16 protein-coding genes and 1 pseudogene are annotated in these 18,301 nt (G+C 35.1%); 10 read left to right on the top strand and 7 right to left on the bottom strand.

Annotated features, from left to right (window positions below; translation table 11 throughout):
* Positions 1-4: 4 nt before the first annotated feature.
* Genes AC2CGN_RS02785 through AC2CGN_RS02800 form a run of 4 tightly spaced genes read left to right on the top strand, consistent with a single transcriptional unit; the run spans position 5 to position 3,448 of the window.
* On the top strand, positions 5-784 hold the full coding sequence (locus tag AC2CGN_RS02785; protein ID WP_429986830.1) for an ABC transporter permease: 780 nt from the start codon (positions 5-7) through the stop codon (positions 782-784).
* Between the two features lie 18 nt (positions 785-802).
* A complete protein-coding gene (locus AC2CGN_RS02790; RefSeq protein WP_429986831.1) occupies positions 803-1,504 on the top strand; it encodes an ABC transporter ATP-binding protein in 702 nt (233 codons plus the stop codon).
* Positions 1,494-3,065, top strand: coding sequence for a hypothetical protein (locus tag AC2CGN_RS02795; protein ID WP_484512024.1), 1,572 nt, complete (start codon positions 1,494-1,496; stop codon positions 3,063-3,065). Before AC2CGN_RS02790 ends, AC2CGN_RS02795 begins: the two co-directional genes overlap by 11 nt.
* The gene (locus tag AC2CGN_RS02800; protein WP_429984182.1) at positions 3,062-3,448 is read left to right on the top strand and encodes a GntR family transcriptional regulator; all 387 of its coding nucleotides are present in this window, start codon (positions 3,062-3,064) and stop codon (positions 3,446-3,448) included. The genes AC2CGN_RS02795 and AC2CGN_RS02800 overlap by 4 nt, the downstream gene beginning before the upstream one ends.
* Positions 3,449-3,676: 228 nt before the next feature.
* Here the strand turns inward: AC2CGN_RS02800 and AC2CGN_RS02805 are convergent, their stop codons facing one another.
* On the bottom strand, positions 3,677-5,104 hold the full coding sequence (locus AC2CGN_RS02805) for a recombinase family protein (protein ID WP_484512025.1): 1,428 nt from the start codon (positions 5,102-5,104) through the stop codon (positions 3,677-3,679).
* A gap of 617 nt (positions 5,105-5,721) precedes the next feature.
* On the opposite strand from AC2CGN_RS02805, the gene AC2CGN_RS02810 reads away from it, so the two are divergent.
* Positions 5,722-5,871, top strand: coding sequence for a hypothetical protein (locus AC2CGN_RS02810; RefSeq protein WP_286924182.1), 150 nt, complete (start codon positions 5,722-5,724; stop codon positions 5,869-5,871).
* A 1,840-nt stretch (positions 5,872-7,711) separates the two neighbouring features.
* Positions 7,712-7,939, top strand: coding sequence for a hypothetical protein (locus AC2CGN_RS02815; RefSeq protein ID WP_286924181.1), 228 nt, complete (start codon positions 7,712-7,714; stop codon positions 7,937-7,939).
* A gap of 387 nt (positions 7,940-8,326) precedes the next feature.
* Here the strand turns inward: AC2CGN_RS02815 and AC2CGN_RS02820 are convergent, their stop codons facing one another.
* The gene (locus AC2CGN_RS02820; protein ID WP_286924180.1) at positions 8,327-8,440 is read right to left on the bottom strand and encodes a YjcZ family sporulation protein; all 114 of its coding nucleotides are present in this window, start codon (positions 8,438-8,440) and stop codon (positions 8,327-8,329) included.
* A 1,018-nt stretch (positions 8,441-9,458) separates the two neighbouring features.
* Between AC2CGN_RS02820 and AC2CGN_RS02825 the strand changes: the two genes are divergently transcribed.
* The 3 genes from AC2CGN_RS02825 (at position 9,459) to AC2CGN_RS02835 (ending at position 12,006) form a co-directional block, all read left to right on the top strand.
* Complete coding sequence (locus tag AC2CGN_RS02825) at positions 9,459-10,055, top strand: TetR/AcrR family transcriptional regulator (protein WP_429984740.1); 597 nt, start codon at positions 9,459-9,461, stop codon at positions 10,053-10,055.
* Positions 10,056-10,117: 62 nt separating this feature from the next.
* A complete protein-coding gene (locus AC2CGN_RS02830) occupies positions 10,118-11,260 on the top strand; it encodes an MFS transporter (RefSeq protein ID WP_429980960.1) in 1,143 nt (380 codons plus the stop codon).
* Between the two features lie 266 nt (positions 11,261-11,526).
* Positions 11,527-12,006 carry a hypothetical protein gene (locus AC2CGN_RS02835; protein ID WP_429980961.1) on the top strand — a complete coding sequence of 160 codons (480 nt, stop codon included), beginning with the start codon at positions 11,527-11,529 and terminating at the stop codon, positions 12,004-12,006.
* Between the two features lie 264 nt (positions 12,007-12,270).
* On the opposite strand, the gene AC2CGN_RS02840 is transcribed toward AC2CGN_RS02835, so the two are convergent.
* Entirely contained in the window at positions 12,271-12,471 is a 201-nt protein-coding gene (locus AC2CGN_RS02840; RefSeq protein ID WP_484512028.1) for a hypothetical protein, read from the bottom strand.
* 183 nt (positions 12,472-12,654) lie between these two features.
* Here AC2CGN_RS02840 and AC2CGN_RS02845 point away from each other — a divergent pair, with 183 nt between their 5' ends.
* Positions 12,655-13,416, top strand: coding sequence for a hypothetical protein (locus tag AC2CGN_RS02845; RefSeq protein WP_429980963.1), 762 nt, complete (start codon positions 12,655-12,657; stop codon positions 13,414-13,416).
* A 157-nt stretch (positions 13,417-13,573) separates the two neighbouring features.
* Here AC2CGN_RS02845 and AC2CGN_RS02850 read toward each other — a convergent pair.
* The 4 genes and pseudogenes from AC2CGN_RS02850 to AC2CGN_RS02865 form a co-directional block, all read right to left on the bottom strand.
* A pseudogene (locus AC2CGN_RS02850) lies at positions 13,574-14,848 on the bottom strand (hypothetical protein); the annotation flags it as partial.
* Positions 14,849-15,545: 697 nt separating this feature from the next.
* Positions 15,546-16,595, bottom strand: coding sequence for a 2,3-butanediol dehydrogenase (locus AC2CGN_RS02855; protein WP_286924082.1), 1,050 nt, complete (start codon positions 16,593-16,595; stop codon positions 15,546-15,548).
* A gap of 144 nt (positions 16,596-16,739) precedes the next feature.
* Entirely contained in the window at positions 16,740-17,339 is a 600-nt protein-coding gene (locus AC2CGN_RS02860) for a nitroreductase family protein (protein WP_484512031.1), read from the bottom strand.
* Positions 17,340-17,806: 467 nt separating this feature from the next.
* Positions 17,807-18,280, bottom strand: a complete 474-nt coding sequence (locus AC2CGN_RS02865; RefSeq protein WP_429986836.1) for a DUF4358 domain-containing protein — start codon at positions 18,278-18,280, stop codon at positions 17,807-17,809.
* Positions 18,281-18,301: the final 21 nt, after the last annotated feature.

Consider the following 18,301-nt stretch of genomic DNA (forward strand, 5'->3'; position numbering starts at 1 on the left):
GTGAATGAGTGCTTTTATTGCATTAAGCAAAAAAGAAGTACAGCAAATGGCAAGGGAGTTTAAAATATTGTGGCTCCCAATCGTATTTATTTTACTAGGGCTAACTCAGCCGATTATGATGTATTATTTACCTGTTATTTTACAATCAGCGGGTGGTATTGAAGGTATAATAATTGATCCTACGATGGCAAAGCCTGAAGGAAAGGAGGTACTTGCCTCAACATTAAATTCACAGTTTGATCAGCTAGGCATTATTATTCTAGTCGTTGCCACTATGAGTATTATCCAAGGAGAGAAAGCAAATGGCATGATGGCATTTATCCTAACAAGACCAGTTTCAATATCTTCTTATTTAAATAGTAAAATCATCATCCATTATATTTTAGCTGTTATATGTATAGCTCTTGGCTATGCAGTGTCCTATGGCTATTCAGCGTATTTATTTACTACTGTTCCTATGACACAAGCTATGTGGGCTTTTGTATTTTATTGTGTTTGGCTGTTATTCATCATAACGTTTGTTGCGATGATGAGTACATTTTTTAATAGTCCTGCATTTATTGCCCTAATAAGTATCGTTATCCTATTAGTTTGCCGCTTTATCGCGGGATTACATCCTTTCATAGATGCTGTAAACCCTGCTAGTAATAGTTTGTCTGCTGCAAATATACTGATGACGGGTAATTTGGAAGCAAGGTACGGCATTCATATTATCGTAACACTACTATTGGTGCTATTAATGATTACTACCATGCACGGTTTCATTGCGAAGAAAAAATTTTAAAAGGGATGTGATGAAGGCTTGTTGTTAATAGAAAATTTACAGAAATCGTATGGGCAGCATGAAGTACTAAAGGGCGTAGCATTAAAGATAGAAAAGGGAGAGATATTGGGGTTTGTAGGTGGAAATGGAGCAGGTAAAACAACAACATTAAATTGTATTACTGGCTTAGTAGAGCAGGATTGTGGAAAAGTGATGATTAATAATGTTCTAAAGTCGCAGTCACTTGCCTATAAAAAGCAATTTTATTTTATCCCTGACACTATTCATGTTTTTCCAAATATAGCTGCCTATGATTGGATACACTTTGTTTTGAGCTTATATGAAAAGATGGATGATGCAAAACTACAAAGCTTCATCCATATCTTTGGTATGGAAAAAAGTATAAATAAGCCAATGGGAACGTTTTCTTATGGAATGCTCCATAAGATGGCATTAATAACTGCCTTTACGATTAGTCCACCAATTCTTATTATGGATGAGCCGCTAAATGGATTGGATCCACTTGCTGTCGTTGCTTTTAAAAATTGTTTAAAGGAATATGTTGAGAATGGTGGAACGGTTCTATTCTCCACTCATTTGCTGGATGTTGCTGAGAAAATTTGCCGATCTATTTGTTTTTTAAAAGATGGCAAGATCGTTTTGCATGAATCTTTAGAAAATTTGCTTGTCGATGGAAGCCTAGAAACTATTTTTATGGAGAAACAAGCTAATGAAGGATAATTTGCTATTATTTAAATTTTTCTTAACATCCGTTTATACAAAACCAAAGCATCCAATTGTGCAAGTGCTTTTAATACTAGCCTTTATTTATATAGCCTTACAGTATTGTGTATTTACCTTTATGATCTATTTCATGGCTACCCCAGAGGTATTTTTATTTTACAGCTTTATACTATCGAATAGTATCACGTATATACTGATTTCCTATTTTGCGATTTCAGTAGTATTTAGTCAAAGTGATTTTTCTATCTTTGCTCATTTGCCGATTTCAGCGAAGCGGATTGTAATGGCGAAAATAGTAAGTGCTGTAGCTTTACCAATATCGGTCATAGGAATACTCTCCATACCAACATTTTTTATGCTATTAATAGAGTTTAATATAGGATTTGCTACAAAATCTATTGTATTTTTACTGATGATAAACATCTTGATCACTTTATTCCTACTATGTGTTTTATCTATTTTGAATCATTTTCGTACAATTTTTATGAATATAGTCATGTATTTAATGGTTAGAATGACGCTAATTTTAGGAATTGGCATTTGCCCAATAGTTTATTTTTGGATAAATAATGTTGAGACTATTAAGCTTGTTTTAGCGAAAATAGATACATCAACCATCGCATCCCTAAGTGCCTCCACATCAGATATTCTCGACATAGGTTATGGCTTCGCAATGCAGCAGCCATGGCTTGAGGGAATATTGCCACTGACGGCTGCTCAAAGTGTTCTTTATTTCTCGATAGTATTCTTACTGTGCTTTGTATTGTTTAACATAACTATAACAATCATAGCGTCTAAGTATTATGAACATGGCTCAGTTGTAAACAGAATAGAAAAAACAGCCAAAGTTTGGAAGGGAAATACCAGTTGGAGCAATTACTTACAACGAGAATACTGGATTATCCAATCAGAATCTTATTTTAAATTGCAAGCGATCCTAGGTGTCATTATGGCACCAATCGGCACAGTCATTTACCTAATGGTGATTCAGATGAATATGCTAAAGGCTGACTGGATTGTTGACAATAAATCTTCCCTTTTTGTCTACATGATTTTGTTTATGAGCTGTATGAACAATATTAGTGGTACACCCTATTCTAGAGAGGGGAAATACTATGCTTTAAGTAAAACATTGCCCTTGGAGCCACACAAAATATATTTGGCAAAAGTAGTGATTTCTTCAAGCATCAGTGCACTATCAGTCATCATAAGCTATATCATTTATATGCTATTTGAAAAAAATGACGTCATAATGATGCTGTATTTATTGATAACATTACTATTAGTTTTTTCTTATAATGTATTATCTCCGCTTTACGATAAAAGGCATCCATTACTTGACTGGACAAATCCATCAGAGGCCATTAAGTCCAACCCTACAGTATTAATTAGCTTACTTTATGGATTACCTTTATTAATAATTATTGCACTTCTCCATTTCAGCCTGCTTACGTTCCATGTTTCTCCATGGATTTCAGCAGTCATTATTTTAATCATTGTAACTATAAGTACAATCACGTTATTTTATAAAAATAGGAAGGGATACGTAACCAATTGAATGTAAAAATAGATATAACCAGTAATATCCCGTTTTATCAGCAGCTAACACAACAACTTCTATTAGCAATAGCGACAGGAAATTTGCAACATGGTGACCAGCTACCTTCGATTCGTGATCTAGCTGGGCAAACAAGCCTCAATCTTCACACCGTTCATAAAAGCTACAAGGAGCTGCAAAAAAAGGGCGTTATCACAATAAAACCAGGTTCAAAAGCATTTCTTATTAATGAAAATGCTACTGAAACCCAGAATGCCAACCTTTCGCAAATTGCTATGAAATTGGAACAAATTATAATTGAGGCTTGTGTCTTAGGGATTGGTGAACAGCAGCTTAAGCAGGTGTTTCAGGAGGGGGTGGGGAAGTATTATATTGAAGATTAGTATTCAATATATGAGATGACTTCCAATTTATAAAAGTCATCTCATAATGTTATTTACACCCTTCAATATGGTTAAATCAAAAACACCGCCACAATCGTCGTAATAAAAAGGCCAATCACTACGGGCAATAAATTACGTCTTGCGAGTTCAAATGGACTTACATTACATATAGCAGCAGCAGGAATTAACGCCCAAGGAATTAAAGTGCCTCCACCAATAAAAGACATATTATTTAGCTGTAACAATTATGATTTCTCTGGCTTGTTTACTGCTTGTATAATCGTTCTTTGTATCAATTACAATTTGCTCAAATATGGTCGTCATTAATTGCTTCCGTTCATAATCATCAGCATTTAACCAAAGAGTATTGATGTTGCGAATAATGGATCTGATTTCCTCATGATGCCGGGTGTCCTGCTGCTGAATATTCTTTAACTCACGTTGAATTTCTTTTTCTTTGCCACGTAGCTTTTCGGTTTCAAGTATTAATTCATCAATATCAATAATATCACTTTCGAACATGGTTTTTTTCTTGAGTAAAAGCCTTTGTATGGAGGCCAGTTCATGCTGTAATGAGGAGAGCTGTGCTTTAGGAAAATTGGCTTCGCCTTCATTACTTTTAAAATGACCACCCACTAAGTCATCCCACTGGGCAAATACCGTTTGTACTAAATTGCTTTCTAAAATCATATGACTAGTACAGGTTTTTCCTGCTTTCTTGCCTGAACACCGGTAATTCTTTTTCTTGCCCACTTTATGCCCTGACATCGAATGACCACATCTGGCACATTTTAAAATCGAAGAAAAATAGTAATTACTTGTCTCACGTTTTCCGCCAAAGGTCCTCCGTTTATCCAATAAATCCTGTAGCTCCCAAAATTCATCACGGTCTATAATACGTTCGTGATTTCCCTCGAATAGCTCCCGTTCGCGAGGAGGCTTTTTGATGTCTTTGGGATTAGAGCTGAACATTAAATAGCCAGCGTATGTAGGATTATTGGCAATATCTCGCACACTGTCTACATGCCATCCTCCACCTCTTCTTGTAGGTATTCCTTTACTAGTTAGTTGACGAGCTAGTGTGTAAAAGCCTATTGATCTAGCTAACTTAAATATTTCTTTTACAATTTGAGCCTCATCTACATCTACCACTAATTCACCATCAATGACCTTATAGCCATAAGGAGGGGTGCCACCTTTCCAGCGTCCCAATTTCACTTTCTTTTCTAATCCAAAACGCACTCGTTCAGCTGTATTTTCGCGCTCCCATTGCGCAATAGCTGCCACTAGTGTGATAAACAAACGCCCCATAGCATTCGTAGTATCATAGACTTCTGTAGCAGATTTAAATTTACATTCGTATTGATCCAACTCTGCTAAGATAGTATGCAGGTCAGGCACAGATCGAGTTAATCGATCCAGTTTATATACTAGTAGGACATCAATGCCCCCTTGCTTAATTCGATTGAGCATATTTTGGAAATGAGGTCTGTTTAAATCTTTAGCAGAATAACCATCATCGATATAGGGCCTCTCAACAATTTCCCATCCTTGTGAAACACAATAGGCTTCTAATTTCTCAATCTGGGCACCTATTGAAAACCCATACTTGGCCTGTTCATCTGTACTCACTCGAACATAGATGACGCATTTCATCAGGTATTCACTCCTAATAATAAGAAAAGAGCGAGACAAAGGAACCTTGCTCTTTAATTTATATATAGCGCTAAAATTGCATATCATTCCAATAATTTTTGCTTTATTATTTCTTCCCTTAGGAAGCCGATAATGTGCCTGCCTTTTGCTCAGCCTCAAATTTTTGGCGATAGCTGTCGAATTCAGCATCCATTTTATTTTCAACGGTGGCCGCTATTTCGGAGCAGTTTTTAATAATTCCTTCATATGGTTAAGTAATGTTTCTAATACATCTAAATCATGATCCATAAAGCCCTTCATGATGGCAATCTCCAATTCTGTGAGGTTGCTTTTTTTGCGTATTCATCCAGTGAAAAAGCTTCGGGTTGAACAAACATTTCACCCTCATCTGTACGAAGCCAGTACTCTTTACATTGAATTCTCTGCAAATAACATAAAGAATTCGATCCGTTATCCGAAGGCGAGTCGTGTTCAATTTGTTATGAAAAATCAGGTACTCTTTGGTGCAAAGATTGCGCACAATTAATGAACGATGTCAGAAATGAACTAGATTAATATTTCACGTATGAAAGTGACAAGCCCAATCGACATATTCTGATAAAGAAGGAGTGTGGGTGATGAAAGCAGTAAAAATGACAGAAGAAAAGGTTCGAAAACTATTACCAATCGTTGAAAGTATTCTATCAAGGGAATACGGAAGAAAGGTGACTTTAAAGGATCTAACGGTAGGAGGCATTACAGTTTATAAAAAAGATTGCGCCAAATAGCGCAGTCATGTCTTATTTTGGACAAGCATTCTTATCCATGTAAAGGAATGAAGCTTTGAACATCCTAATAAAGCGTTGGCTCAACATGAAGCCAAGGGAACTCTAATAATATTTCCAATCAAGTAGTAATTTTTGCTGAAGACAAGCTTTATCAAAAGCGAAAAGATATTGTTGAAACGATTGAAGAAATCTATTCATCGTTAGACCAAGATTTAAAAACTATTGTGGACATGCGGTATGGGGATGCTGAAAGGAACTGTTTTGAATGGGAAAACATTATAGATCGATTGTAATAAAGGTGCTACGTAAACGCAATGCATTAATGGATGAAACAGCCAAGCGGTTAGCATGGGCTTAATATATGGTGAATATATTAATGTAAATGGAAAGGATAGAAAAGGGGCTGGGGGTTATTGGATTATTAGACATTATTATGAACGCTTTCGGTATTACGATGATAACATTGTTGATTTTTCTTTGGTCAACTGATGAAGACAAATGGAGTTTAAGGGGGGTATCTTCTTACGCAGTTCCTACAGCATTCGTATATTTTGTTTTTTTTGTGTTTGTGTAGAAGATAGAAATTTCTAGTATTCAATATAGTGAACTTCCTAACACTAGCAAAGTTCTCTAAAAAACATAATAATTAGATATTATCAAGTTTTATTCAAAAGCTATGGAACGTCTTATAGTAATGAGCACTTTCGCTTGTACGTGTATGTCCCAAACAAATAATGAAGACTACTATATTGGTAGTCTCATGTTGTTGAAATACTATTATGTCAATGAAATCAAGGTGACAAATAAAAAAGTATGCCCTTTTTCAAAACGAGGGGTTGATCTCCGTTCCGACTGAGTGCTTTCCTGGGGGCGTCCGATGAGCCGCTTCACTCGCATGCTCGCTCCAGGGTCTCCTCTGTGACGCTGAATCCCCAAGGAGTCACTCAGTCTACACTCCAATCAACCATTGCTCATAGTATTTTCATTGGCATTTCACATAAATGTATAGTGATAAATTGAAATCTTAGCCATCACTATTTTATGCAAAAATGAAGCTGATAACATTTTTCTATGCGAAAGCAATATGTCAGCAATAAGTGGCTTTATGTATATTTATAAAGTAGTTTTATGCACAAAATGTAGGTTGACAGCTATAGAATTGTACTACTACTCTATCCATTTAATGTTGGTGAGTAATATGCTTTTACTTAACTTTTGAAGGAAGAAAATATTTAAAGTTCTACACTATTGCAGATTGGAGTGCAAGACTACTCGACTCCCGTGGGACAGACGAGACCCTGCACGGAGCGTCAGCGCAGGAAGCGGCTCGTCGCTCGCCCACAGGAAAGCGAGTAGCCTGGAACGGAAATCACCTTCATTTTGACTAAATATTCACAAAGGGTCCCTTGACCATTTAGTTTTTCACACTATGAGACTACTATATTGGTAGTCTCTTTTTATAATGTTAATAAAACTAATTAAGGTCACAACTAACTAGGTGTGCTTTTGATATTGAAGGCGGTGAAATAAATGAGTGTGGAAAATAAAGGAAAATATTCAAATGTGGTTAGTAATATCTATGTTAGTTTCAACTATCTTTTTTATAAAGCTTTTCCTAAGTAAAGGAATAAAATAAGTACATTATTTAACCTCACATTATATGTAGTACCTATCGTAGTGTCGATTATAAGCTTTGTTGTACATTGGAAGACTAAACAGGTCATTAAGAGAAATGAAGGTCATGCCTAACTAAGTGTGGCTTTTTATATTGCTTCCTATTTTTATTGATTACTTCAATCCCATTTGTCCCATGATATAGGTAGATGGGGGGTGTTGGTTAATGGATTATGAATATAAAGTAAAGTTTTATTTTGACGAAAGTCGCGAAGAAGAATATAAAATTAAGACTAATATTGGACAAGAAACATTCGCAGAAGAAATTTCTAATGGCTTGAATGAGAAGTCATGGTATTCATTTACTGAAACAGAAAATTTTAAAACAATATTAATAAATACGAAAGATGTTTATAAAGTATCAGTAGTGCAAAATATTGTAGAATTTGATTAATCCATGTATTAAGTCACACTCTAAATGAGTTGTGGCTTTTATTATGCCTTGAGAGGTTCAGTGCAAAATTGAAAAGGAAAAATATTAAAAGGGTCACTTGGGATAGAGTGACCCTCAGTAACGAAATTCGGAGGTGTAAGACTAAATTAGCTTACATTACTATTAATATGACGTGATAGCAAAGTTTGTATAGTTCATAGCCTGAACAATAGATAAAAAAAGCCGCAGCGTCGTCACATGCTACAGCAAACTAATGAACAATCTAAAGACTTTGAGAAAGGCAATATAAAAAGGGTCACACGGAGGATAGTGACCCTTACTAAAGATTTGAAGGTGCATAGTATAAGTTTCTAATAGTTATGAGCATAGAAGCGGTGGTAATCAATATTAATAACTGATGAAACTAACGCCAACAATAATTAGAAGAATGAATAGAACAACAATTAGAGCAAATGAGGAACCATAACCACTACCGCTACCACTACCACAATATTGAGACATAATTTTTCCCTCCTTTCTATGACTATAATATGCATAGTTGTAGAAAGGAATCGCGATATTTATCTTAGGACGGTCTAAGAAAAAAATTAAAAATAAAGATACACTATCAAGAGCGTAACGTTAGAGTGTTTTGCTTCCAGTGAATTTATTAAATCAGTTGGAGATAAGTAATTGATTAGGCATTATATTAAGCCTTCTTGTTGACTTGCAGATACGATCTTTATCAATGTCTTGGTCTTAGCTGATTAAACATAAAAGACCACACCTCGATGGGTGGCAATAAATAGGCATTATTATACTTACCGTTTTTTGTGGAACCAGGTTTGCCTGCTTTGAAATTTGAAATAGAGAATTTTATTGTACAGGCGATTAATAACGTCATTATTCCCGAAACCATTTGGATTTGCAGATTGGTACAATGACCACTGATCGTTTAAACTGGGTTACATATTACGATTCAATAGCGAAGAAATGATAAAAAGTAATCGAAATCAGTATGGTACATTTGTTAAGAAGTTGTATAGGTTGAAGTGTTAATTTATAAATGTTGATTCTCTTAAAAAATCCCAGTTACTCAACTTTTTTGAGCCTGGGATTTTTTATATTTAAATTATTAATGTATTTAATAATTCAATATATATCAAATGGTAGTAAATATTAGGGGTCATGGAAGCAAGGTTAAAACTTTGAATTGTCCCAGATGTGCTGAAGTATTTAACCTAACAAAATAATTGTGAATACTGTGGTAGTTACAACATTACGTTAAAAGCAAAACAAATTACATATTATTTATAAGATTTCAAACCAATCTATAAAAAATCTTTTTTCCATGAGAAATGAGTGTAAATGAATTACCAATACGTTTAGGTATGGCAGAATAAGGGAGCTATTTTTAATTATTCGTAATCTAAAATAATCAAATTTTATTTTACAGTAACAATAAAACAAAATTATTGACCGTGTGGTACAAAAAAGAGTATTCTATTAATGTTATCTTTAACATAAGAGGAGGATACGATTGAATAAACGCGGCAGACCCCGAGAGTTTAATTATTCCTCAATTGTAGATGTTGCAATGAAAACATTTTGGTTAAGAGGATATGAGGGGTGTTCTACACAAGATTTATGCAGTGATACAGGACTTGGAAAAGGAAGTTTATACAATACTTTCGGTAGTAAACATGAACTGTATAAACAAGTATTAGAACGCTACCATGAAATTGGGATTAGGGAACAAAAGAAATTGTTAGAGACTCCAATTCCAGTTAAAGAACGATTAAGTAATTTTTTTGAATGGGCATTGAAAGAAGACTTTGAGAATATTGATCAAAAAGGATGTTTATTGATTAATGCCAGTGTAGAACGTGCTAAAAACGATTTAATGGTACAAGAAATTTTCTCGAAGCATGTTGAACTTCTTAAACAAGCTATTGAAACAGTGATGGAGGAAGGATTGCAAACAGGTGAAATTTCAAAGAAGCAATCAGCTGAGGAATTAGCTAGTCTGCTTTTAAGCAGTTATTACGGATTCCGTGTTCTTAATGTATCGATGCAAAATCGGATGTTAGCTGAACAAGTTATCAAAGGAACAATGGAGTCTATTTTTGGCGCTTAGTGCGCTCTTTTTTCGCACCATTTTTGTACCGATTATTACAATAATGAATAAGGAGTTTTTTTATGCCATCGATTATTTATTTATTAGCTTTAGCAATCTTTTGTATGACTACATCAGAATTTATGGTTGCAGGTATGATGAATGAACTTGCTCTTGCATTCCAGGTTTCTGTATCATCTATTGGGTATTTAATTTCAGCTTATGCAGGAGCAATGGTAATAGGAGGCCCCATTTTAACTGCAATCCTCTTACGAATGCGCAGCAAACAAGCATTATTGTTTTTAATGTTCGTATTTTTATTTGGTCAATCGCTCGGAGCTATTGCTTGGAACTATGATATTATGATGATTTCACGTATTATAACTGGTATTGCTTCAGCTTCAGCTTTTGGAGTTGCGATTTCCTTTTCTGCGACATTGGTTCACTCTGATTCAAGGGGAAAAGCTGCATCAATTGTACTTGCAGGTTTAATGTTCGCAACTGTATTAGGTTTACCTATAACAACCATTATTTCTCAATATTTTGGCTGGCGTATTAGTTTTGGGGCTGTTTCTGTTCTTGTGTTAGTATCAGGGATTATGATTCAACGGTTGTTACCATCATCTTCAAATAAAGAGCAATTAAATTGGAAAGACGAACTTCTGCGATTTAAGAATATTCATCTTTGGGCAGCGTACGTTACAAGTATGTTCATTATTGGTGGTACGTTTGCAGCATTTAGTTATTTCACTCCTATCTTTACAAATGTCACAGGCTTTTCAAGTGCAAGTATTCCATATTTACTTGCTCTCTATGGTAGTGCGACGGTAATTGGGAATATAATAATTGGCAAGTTCGCTGATAAATTTACAATGAAAATACTTATGGGTGGATTAATTATATTAATCATAGCGTTGTCTTTATTTGCTTTAAGTGCAGAAAATAAATACATTGCAGTTATTTCTACGATTTTTATTGGTTTAACTGGTGTAGCATTGAATCCAGCTATGGTTGCGAGGGTGATGAAAACAGCTAGTAATGGAATAATGATAAATACCGTTCATAGTTCTTTTATTACGCTAGGTATTGTTATTGGTTCGTCACTAGGTGGTCTTGGGATCAGTAAAGGATATGGTTTTGTATCTCCGCTATGGATTGGAGCTTGTTTAGCTATCCTTGGGGTAATTTCATTATTCCCATATTTACATAAAGGAAAGGCAGATTAAGATCTTTAAAATTTCTTTATATGGGGTCACCATATATGCCCATCAACTTAAGAAATTGGTAATACCCCAAAACGAAGAAATTTTCGTTTTGGGGTATTATGCTATCTTAACTTGATGGGTATGGGGTAGCAATAGAAAAATGCGGATTACAACGTTGAGTGAAAAGTCTTCCAAAATACGCTTTGGGGACATTTTTCCTTCATCTAATGACGCCAGGATTGTTGAAAGGGGTAACCATTTTAAGATAATTAAGAGGAGTGTAGGGAATGACAAATGAAATTATTAATGTTGTTTTACCAATGAAAACATATGATACAACTAAAATGGACTCATGGACTAAAGAGCAGTGGCAGGAATGGGTTGGAGAAGAAAAGGATCATGTTGGCATACAAATATTGCTGATGAATGATACCCATTTTTATTTAAAAATAATGGATATTTACTTTGACGAAGCAACAGAAGAAATGTTTTTTAGTTTTGATACACAAAATAGACTTAACCGAAATATAAATATTCAATTCGGTCAATGGAAAATTGATGATAGCATTTATAATTTATCTCATGAAAACCCTCAATATTTGGAGAAGTTTTCTGTAGTTAGAGGTTTTCAAAAGTGTGTAAAGCATACTTATTTAAAAGAATGGAACAAAACTACAATAGAAATAAAAATTCTCGATGCCGAAACAAATATAAACATTAGAGAGCTTGAATTTCAAATCAATAAGCATATAACTCAGGCTTTTTAGTAAAGTGCAATTTCACAAACTGGGATTTAACAATAAGGGTTTATAACGTATCATAAATAAACCTAATAACGTTCCAAAGATAGGAACTACCTTAAAAGCCACAATTGTTGTTAAATCAACGTTTCGTGATATTTATTAATTTACCACCTTGAACATTAACGATGCATTGAAACCTAAAGCTGTGAACTTAAACCTATTTGAGTTTTTATTACCTTGAAATGTCATATTAGCAGTTAAGAAAGCTCCAGTTGTTTTAAATTCATATTAAACGGTATGATTCGAATCACAATTTGTTCCTTTTGACCCGACAATATTAAATACTTCTTCAAACGTCATGCCTTCTTTAATTTGTTTAAACTTTTCTTCATTGTGCTGCCGTTTCTTGTTTTGTGGCATCCTCTTTTGATATCTCAGTAACTGGTTTTTCCTTTTCTCCTGATTCTTCTTTTGCTTTTTCTTCTCCACAATCAATAGTACATAGTGCACCATCTTTAGATAATTGCTTGGAGTGGTAAGAAGTAAAGTTATGTTATGTGAAAACACGCTACTTTTGTTGGATTTTTAACATTCGTTGGTAGAGTATTAGATTACTAGTATATAATATTAAAATGTTAGTTTTCTAAAATAAAACTATGTAGGAGGAGAATAATGAAAAAATTATTTATAGTGTTACTAGCAGCATTTGTATTTGCAGTAGTCAATCCAACAAATTCAGAAGCAAAAGTGATGTATGATGGAGCGGAAGTTGTAAAAGGGCAAACAGGAAAAATGACCTTTAAAAAAGACATCAAGGTATATAGAAAAAATTCAGATGGTACGTTTGAATCTTTAGTGGTTAAGCGAAATAACTTCTTTAAAACGTATGATATTGAAAAATATGATGGTAAAACATTTTATCAAATGGGGCAATATCGGGTACAAGCAACGGATTTGGTAGTTTTCAAAGAAGTACCAATAAAAATTCGCTCATCTTTCTACAACAATCCAACTTATATTGTTATCAATCGTGATGGTATTTATAATATGGGATATTACGGGAAATACTTCCAAGATGGTGGTATTGGTGGTATTTCTTTCTTGGATACAAATAATGGACAACTGCTGAAGTTTTCCGAGAGCTATGGGGGTGAAGGGTTATGGTATGATAAATATCCTGGTACAGATCTTAAAATCGCTGAGACAATATCGAGAGAAAGCAATGTACGTTTTGAATTAACAAAAGATGCAGGTGGGAAAAGCACTCCCTTAAATGAAGCGAAACCTTTAACAATGTATGCAAAGGGAAGCATTGTTATATCCCTAGATACTGAAATTAATGGTTATCTATATGTACGCAACGGCTTGGAAGGAAATGAAGAACAATTTATTTGGCTTCCAGTAGATTTATTAAAGCCAGTTGGAGATAAGTGATAGATTATGAATTATATATAGCTCTCTTATTTATAAGGGGGCTATTTTTTTATGGTTTGTTGACATGCGGATAGGATGTTTATCGATGTCACGGGCATAAGCGGATAAATTAAAAAGACCACTCCGTGATGGGGGTCATAATTGATGTGTCTTATATAGGTGGAAGAGTCCCGCCTCCAACCCAAATCGCTGTAATTTGCCCAAGAGCTGTTAAGGTAGCTGTACCGCCCCCAATTGCATTGCCAAACAAACTGCCCACAGAGCCGGCTAAGGAAATACCTGAAAAGCCAGAGCCATCTAACCCAGTAATGGCACCGACAACTGCTAAAGTGATGACTGCGATTTCCTTTGTTAACGGAACTACTGCAGCAAGACCAACACCGAGATCATTGACAATGCCATGGGAGGTAGCGGGTAAATGGTCTCCAATAATTTGTGTGAAGCCAGCATCTCCAAGATAGAAGAAAGCCGCAATGGGAATAACGGGTCCAAAAACCTTAAAGCCGAATTGGAATCCTTGAATCAGATAGCTTGTAGTCTTTTCTAGCCCATCTTTTTTATGTGCAACAACACTAAGCAGAAGTAAGATAAAAACAGAGGTCCCACCGATTAAGGCTGTAGCATCCCCACCTTGTAGCTTGAAAACCGACATAGCGATAACATCTACTATAAAGGCGATTGGAATAAGCAAGGCAAAGAAACGTTTTTGCCCAACAGACAGTAAATTTTCCACCGTTGCTTGTTCTGTATTTTCAGATGTGTCATTGGCCATGTTTAGTAGCAAAGTCCCTCGTCTCATATCTCGTCTTAAAAAAATATAAGCAGTAATTGTCGTTACTACGCCCATGGTGATAACGAGAGGGATACTAGCTGAAACAACTTCACCGACTGGAATCCCCGCTGCATCAGCAGTAAGCTTTGGAGCCCCCTGTATAACAAAATCGCTCGATAGTGCAATTCCATGTCCAAATAAATTCATAGCCATCGCAACTCCCAGTGCTGGTAAGCCCGCTCGAATCGCAACAGGCAACAGGACCGCCCCTAACAATGCTACTGCAGGTGATGGCCAGAAAAACCAGGAGATTAACATCATTAAAAGACCAATCGTCCAATAGGCTAGAGCAGGAGTTTTAATGAACTTTGTAAAAGGAGCAATCATGACCTCATTAATGCCAGCAGTCATCAGCACCCGGCTCATGGCAACAATAATAGAAATAATGAGAATGGTCGATAACAGCTCTGTAATAGCATAAATAAAGCTATTAAAAACACCACTAATGGATGAAGTTAAATCGCCAGTAGCAACAATCGCAAGCATGAAGATGCCTAGTACACAAATGAGGGTGGTATCGCGACGTTTAACCATAAATCCAATGATAAGCACAATAAAAATAACATAAATCCAATGGAGAGCTGTGAATTCAATCCCCATATGTTTCCCCCTCAATATTCGATCTGATTCTATAGAATATGAAGTGAAAAAAAGTTGGTGACGATTTTGAAAAATTTCGTTTAAGTAGAAAGGTAGTATAAATGGATAATTGAAAAAGTATCAATAATATAAAATGAAAGCTATTTTTCTGAAGGGTTTGGTGCAAAAAACCATAAGAATAAGATAAGGAAAAAATGTAATCATTGCGTTTGGTATTTCAGCATTTTTAGTAGGTAGTGGGCATACTTACGCTAATTCAGAAAGATGAATCAGTATTATCAATGGAATGGTTCGCGGAAAATGGGATGGGTAGATGTATTATCCTAGAAGCCCTTCAAGCTATTAAGTAGAGAATGGAAAGAAGGAGTGGAGTGTTGGGGAAATTTCCCTACCCACTCCTTTTTTTTAATTCCTTGTTTAAACAATACAACTACTGTTCAGTTATGACTCAAAAATGATCGTCAAAATAAAGTAGCAAAAGCATTAAGAGGTGAATCAGACTGTATTGAACTTTACTTTGTTATGCCTTCGCTAACTGTTCTTTCTGCTGAGCCTGAAATAGTCTTTCATCACCTAGTTGTTGCGCATGTCAAGTATACATAAAAAGGGCATGTTTTGAAAAAAATTCAAAACATGCCCAATACTATTTTTTATGCGGCTACTATAGTAGGAAATCTAATCTTTCGATGGTAAATAACTATTCCGCTTTTACCAAAATTTTAATATGATTTCTTTCTTTTAATAGTCCTTCGAAACCTTCTTCTATGACTTCATCGAGTTTAATACGTTTTGTCACTAATTTATCAGCAGCAAAGTATCCTTGAGCCATTAAATTAATAACAGCTGGGAAAACATCACGGTATCCAATAATACCAGTAAGATTACGCTCTCTTAGCACAAGATCTTGTGGATGAATTGGTGCTTCTTTTTCGAAGATACTAACAACCATAGTTTCACCGTTGAATTTTGTAGAGTGGATGGCCTGTTTTAATACTGGCGGAACACCAGTAACTTCAAATGCAACATCAACGCCACCATTTGTAAGTTTTTGAATTTGCTCTACCGCATCACCAGTAGCAGGATCAATTGCAATTGCACCAAATTCTGCCGCTTTTTCTCTACGTTGCTCAGATAATTCCACAGCATAGATTTCAGATGCACCAGCAGCTTTTAATGCTTCAATTACTAGTAGACCGATTGGACCTGTACCAAATACAGCTGCTTTATCGCCTACTTTTAATTTACTTTGTTTTACAGCGTGAAGTGCTACCGCAGATGGTTCAACAAGTGCCCCTTGTTCATATGAAACACCTTCTGGTAATTTGTGTAGCATGTGCTCTGGAACAGAAGTGAATTCAGAGAAACCACCGCCGCCTCCAGCAAGACCATAGAAGCCCATTTTTTCGCAAAGATTGTATAACCCTTGTTTACAAGGCTCACATTCACCGCAATTATAGATTGGCTCTACTGCAACACGATCACCAACTTGTACTGTCGTTACACCTTCGCCAACTTCTACAACTTGTCCTGAGAATTCATGTCCCATAACAATTGGTGCTTTATCGCCAGTTAAAGGATGTGGTTGATCTGCTGGTATAAAGATAGGACCTGCTGTATATTCGTGTAAATCACTACCACAAATACCGCACCATTCAACTTTAAGTTTTACTTCGCCTTTTTTTGCAGAAGGCTCTTCAATATTTTCTAATCGTAAATCTTTAGCGTTGTGCCATCTTAATGCTTTCATTATATTGCATCTCCTAACGATAAAATCTATTACAAATCTATTATAGTACTATAATACAAATAGGGGAACTATAATATCTTATTCGAAATTATTAGATTCTTTAATCATTCTGAATAGTGTTTTCTTTCTACTACTCAAAAATAATTATTTATAAAACTTTACGCGTCCTTCAAGTGGTTGGTACTCTTTTTCACCTGGTTGAGCGACTGGATTACCAAACGGCATTTGCGCAATTAATTTCCAGTCTTCAGAAATATTCCATTCCTTTTTCACTTCATCATCAATTAACGGATTATAGTGTTGTACAGAGACTCCTAGTCCTTCTGCCTCTAAACCAGCCCATACTACTAACTGATGCATCCCTGATGCTTGGTTAGACCAGATTGGGAAGTTATCAGCGTAAGAAGGGAATTGCCCTTGAAGAGATTTAATGATTGACTCATCTTCGAAGTATAATACTGTCCCGTATCCTGATTTAAATGAATCCATTCTTTGTTGAGTTCCTGTGAAATCTCCCTCTCCAACTACATTACGTAAAATGTCAGTTGTAATATTCCATAATTTATCATGAGCTTCACCTGTTAATACTACTAAACGAGCAGTTTGCGAGTTGAAAGCTGAAGGTGTATGCTGAACAGCAAATTCAACAATTTCCTTAATTCTCTCATCAGATACTTGTACATCTTTATTAATTCCATAGTAAGAGCGTCTTTCTTTTAATGCAGAATAAAATTCAATTGCCATAATGTTTGTTCCTCCTAGTAATTCCTATAAATGTTGAGGTTTCAATATATCTTATATGATGCTACTAATTGTAATCAGTCATTCTGTCAAAATGATAGACAGTACAAGTGAACATTCAATTAATATCTCTATTCAATATATCTCGAGCTCGAGATAATTTTAGTACAAATATATTTTCAAAGTCAAAGCCTATGCTCACTAATATTCCAAGAGCTCCAATTATTTTCACATACTTAAGCCAATAGCTTTAAAAAAACATTGTCAAAATCCCCAGCTATTATCCTCAAAAATTGCTAAATTATACGGCGATAACACTGGAGAACTGTGAATTCAATCCCCATATGTTTTCCCTCAAAATCAAGCTAATTCTAAAGAATATGAAAAGAAAAAGGGTGGTGATGAATGACTTAAGTCCTTCATTCAAGAAAAAAATAAAGAGTGGGGAGCACTTTCTATTTTAGTCAATTTTATTTAAGCGCTTTATCAAACGCCTTTTCTATTTCTTCAGAGTCTTTTGAAATAGCTAAGAGAATATAGCTATCTTTTGTTTTCAAGACATGCTTTTCTATTAAGAAATGTTCTTCTGGTAGATAGTCTTTAAAGCTTTTTGATTTTTTTTCGATTCTATTGGAAATTTTCTCTTTCATGTTGTCTACATTTTTCACATCTTTCGCTTTGATCACAGCAATTTCATCAGCTTTAATGTTTGTGGGGGCAGTATAAAGAACAAAGCTTTCAACTTCATCGGTATTTATGTGATATAACTTTTGAAGTTTTTTATGATCTCCTTCTTTCATTTCTTCTAAGTTTGTAGTGTGACCTATTTGTTCTCCTATTTCTGCAGCGGACGGATTCGTTTGTTTTCCTGAACAACCACTTAAAACTACTAGAATAATAGTGCAAACAAAAATAGTCATACCGGATTTTATTAAATTTCTCATAGGGCTAATTCTCCTTGTCGT

This window comes from Lysinibacillus sp. DFXJR4, assembly GCF_057196045.1.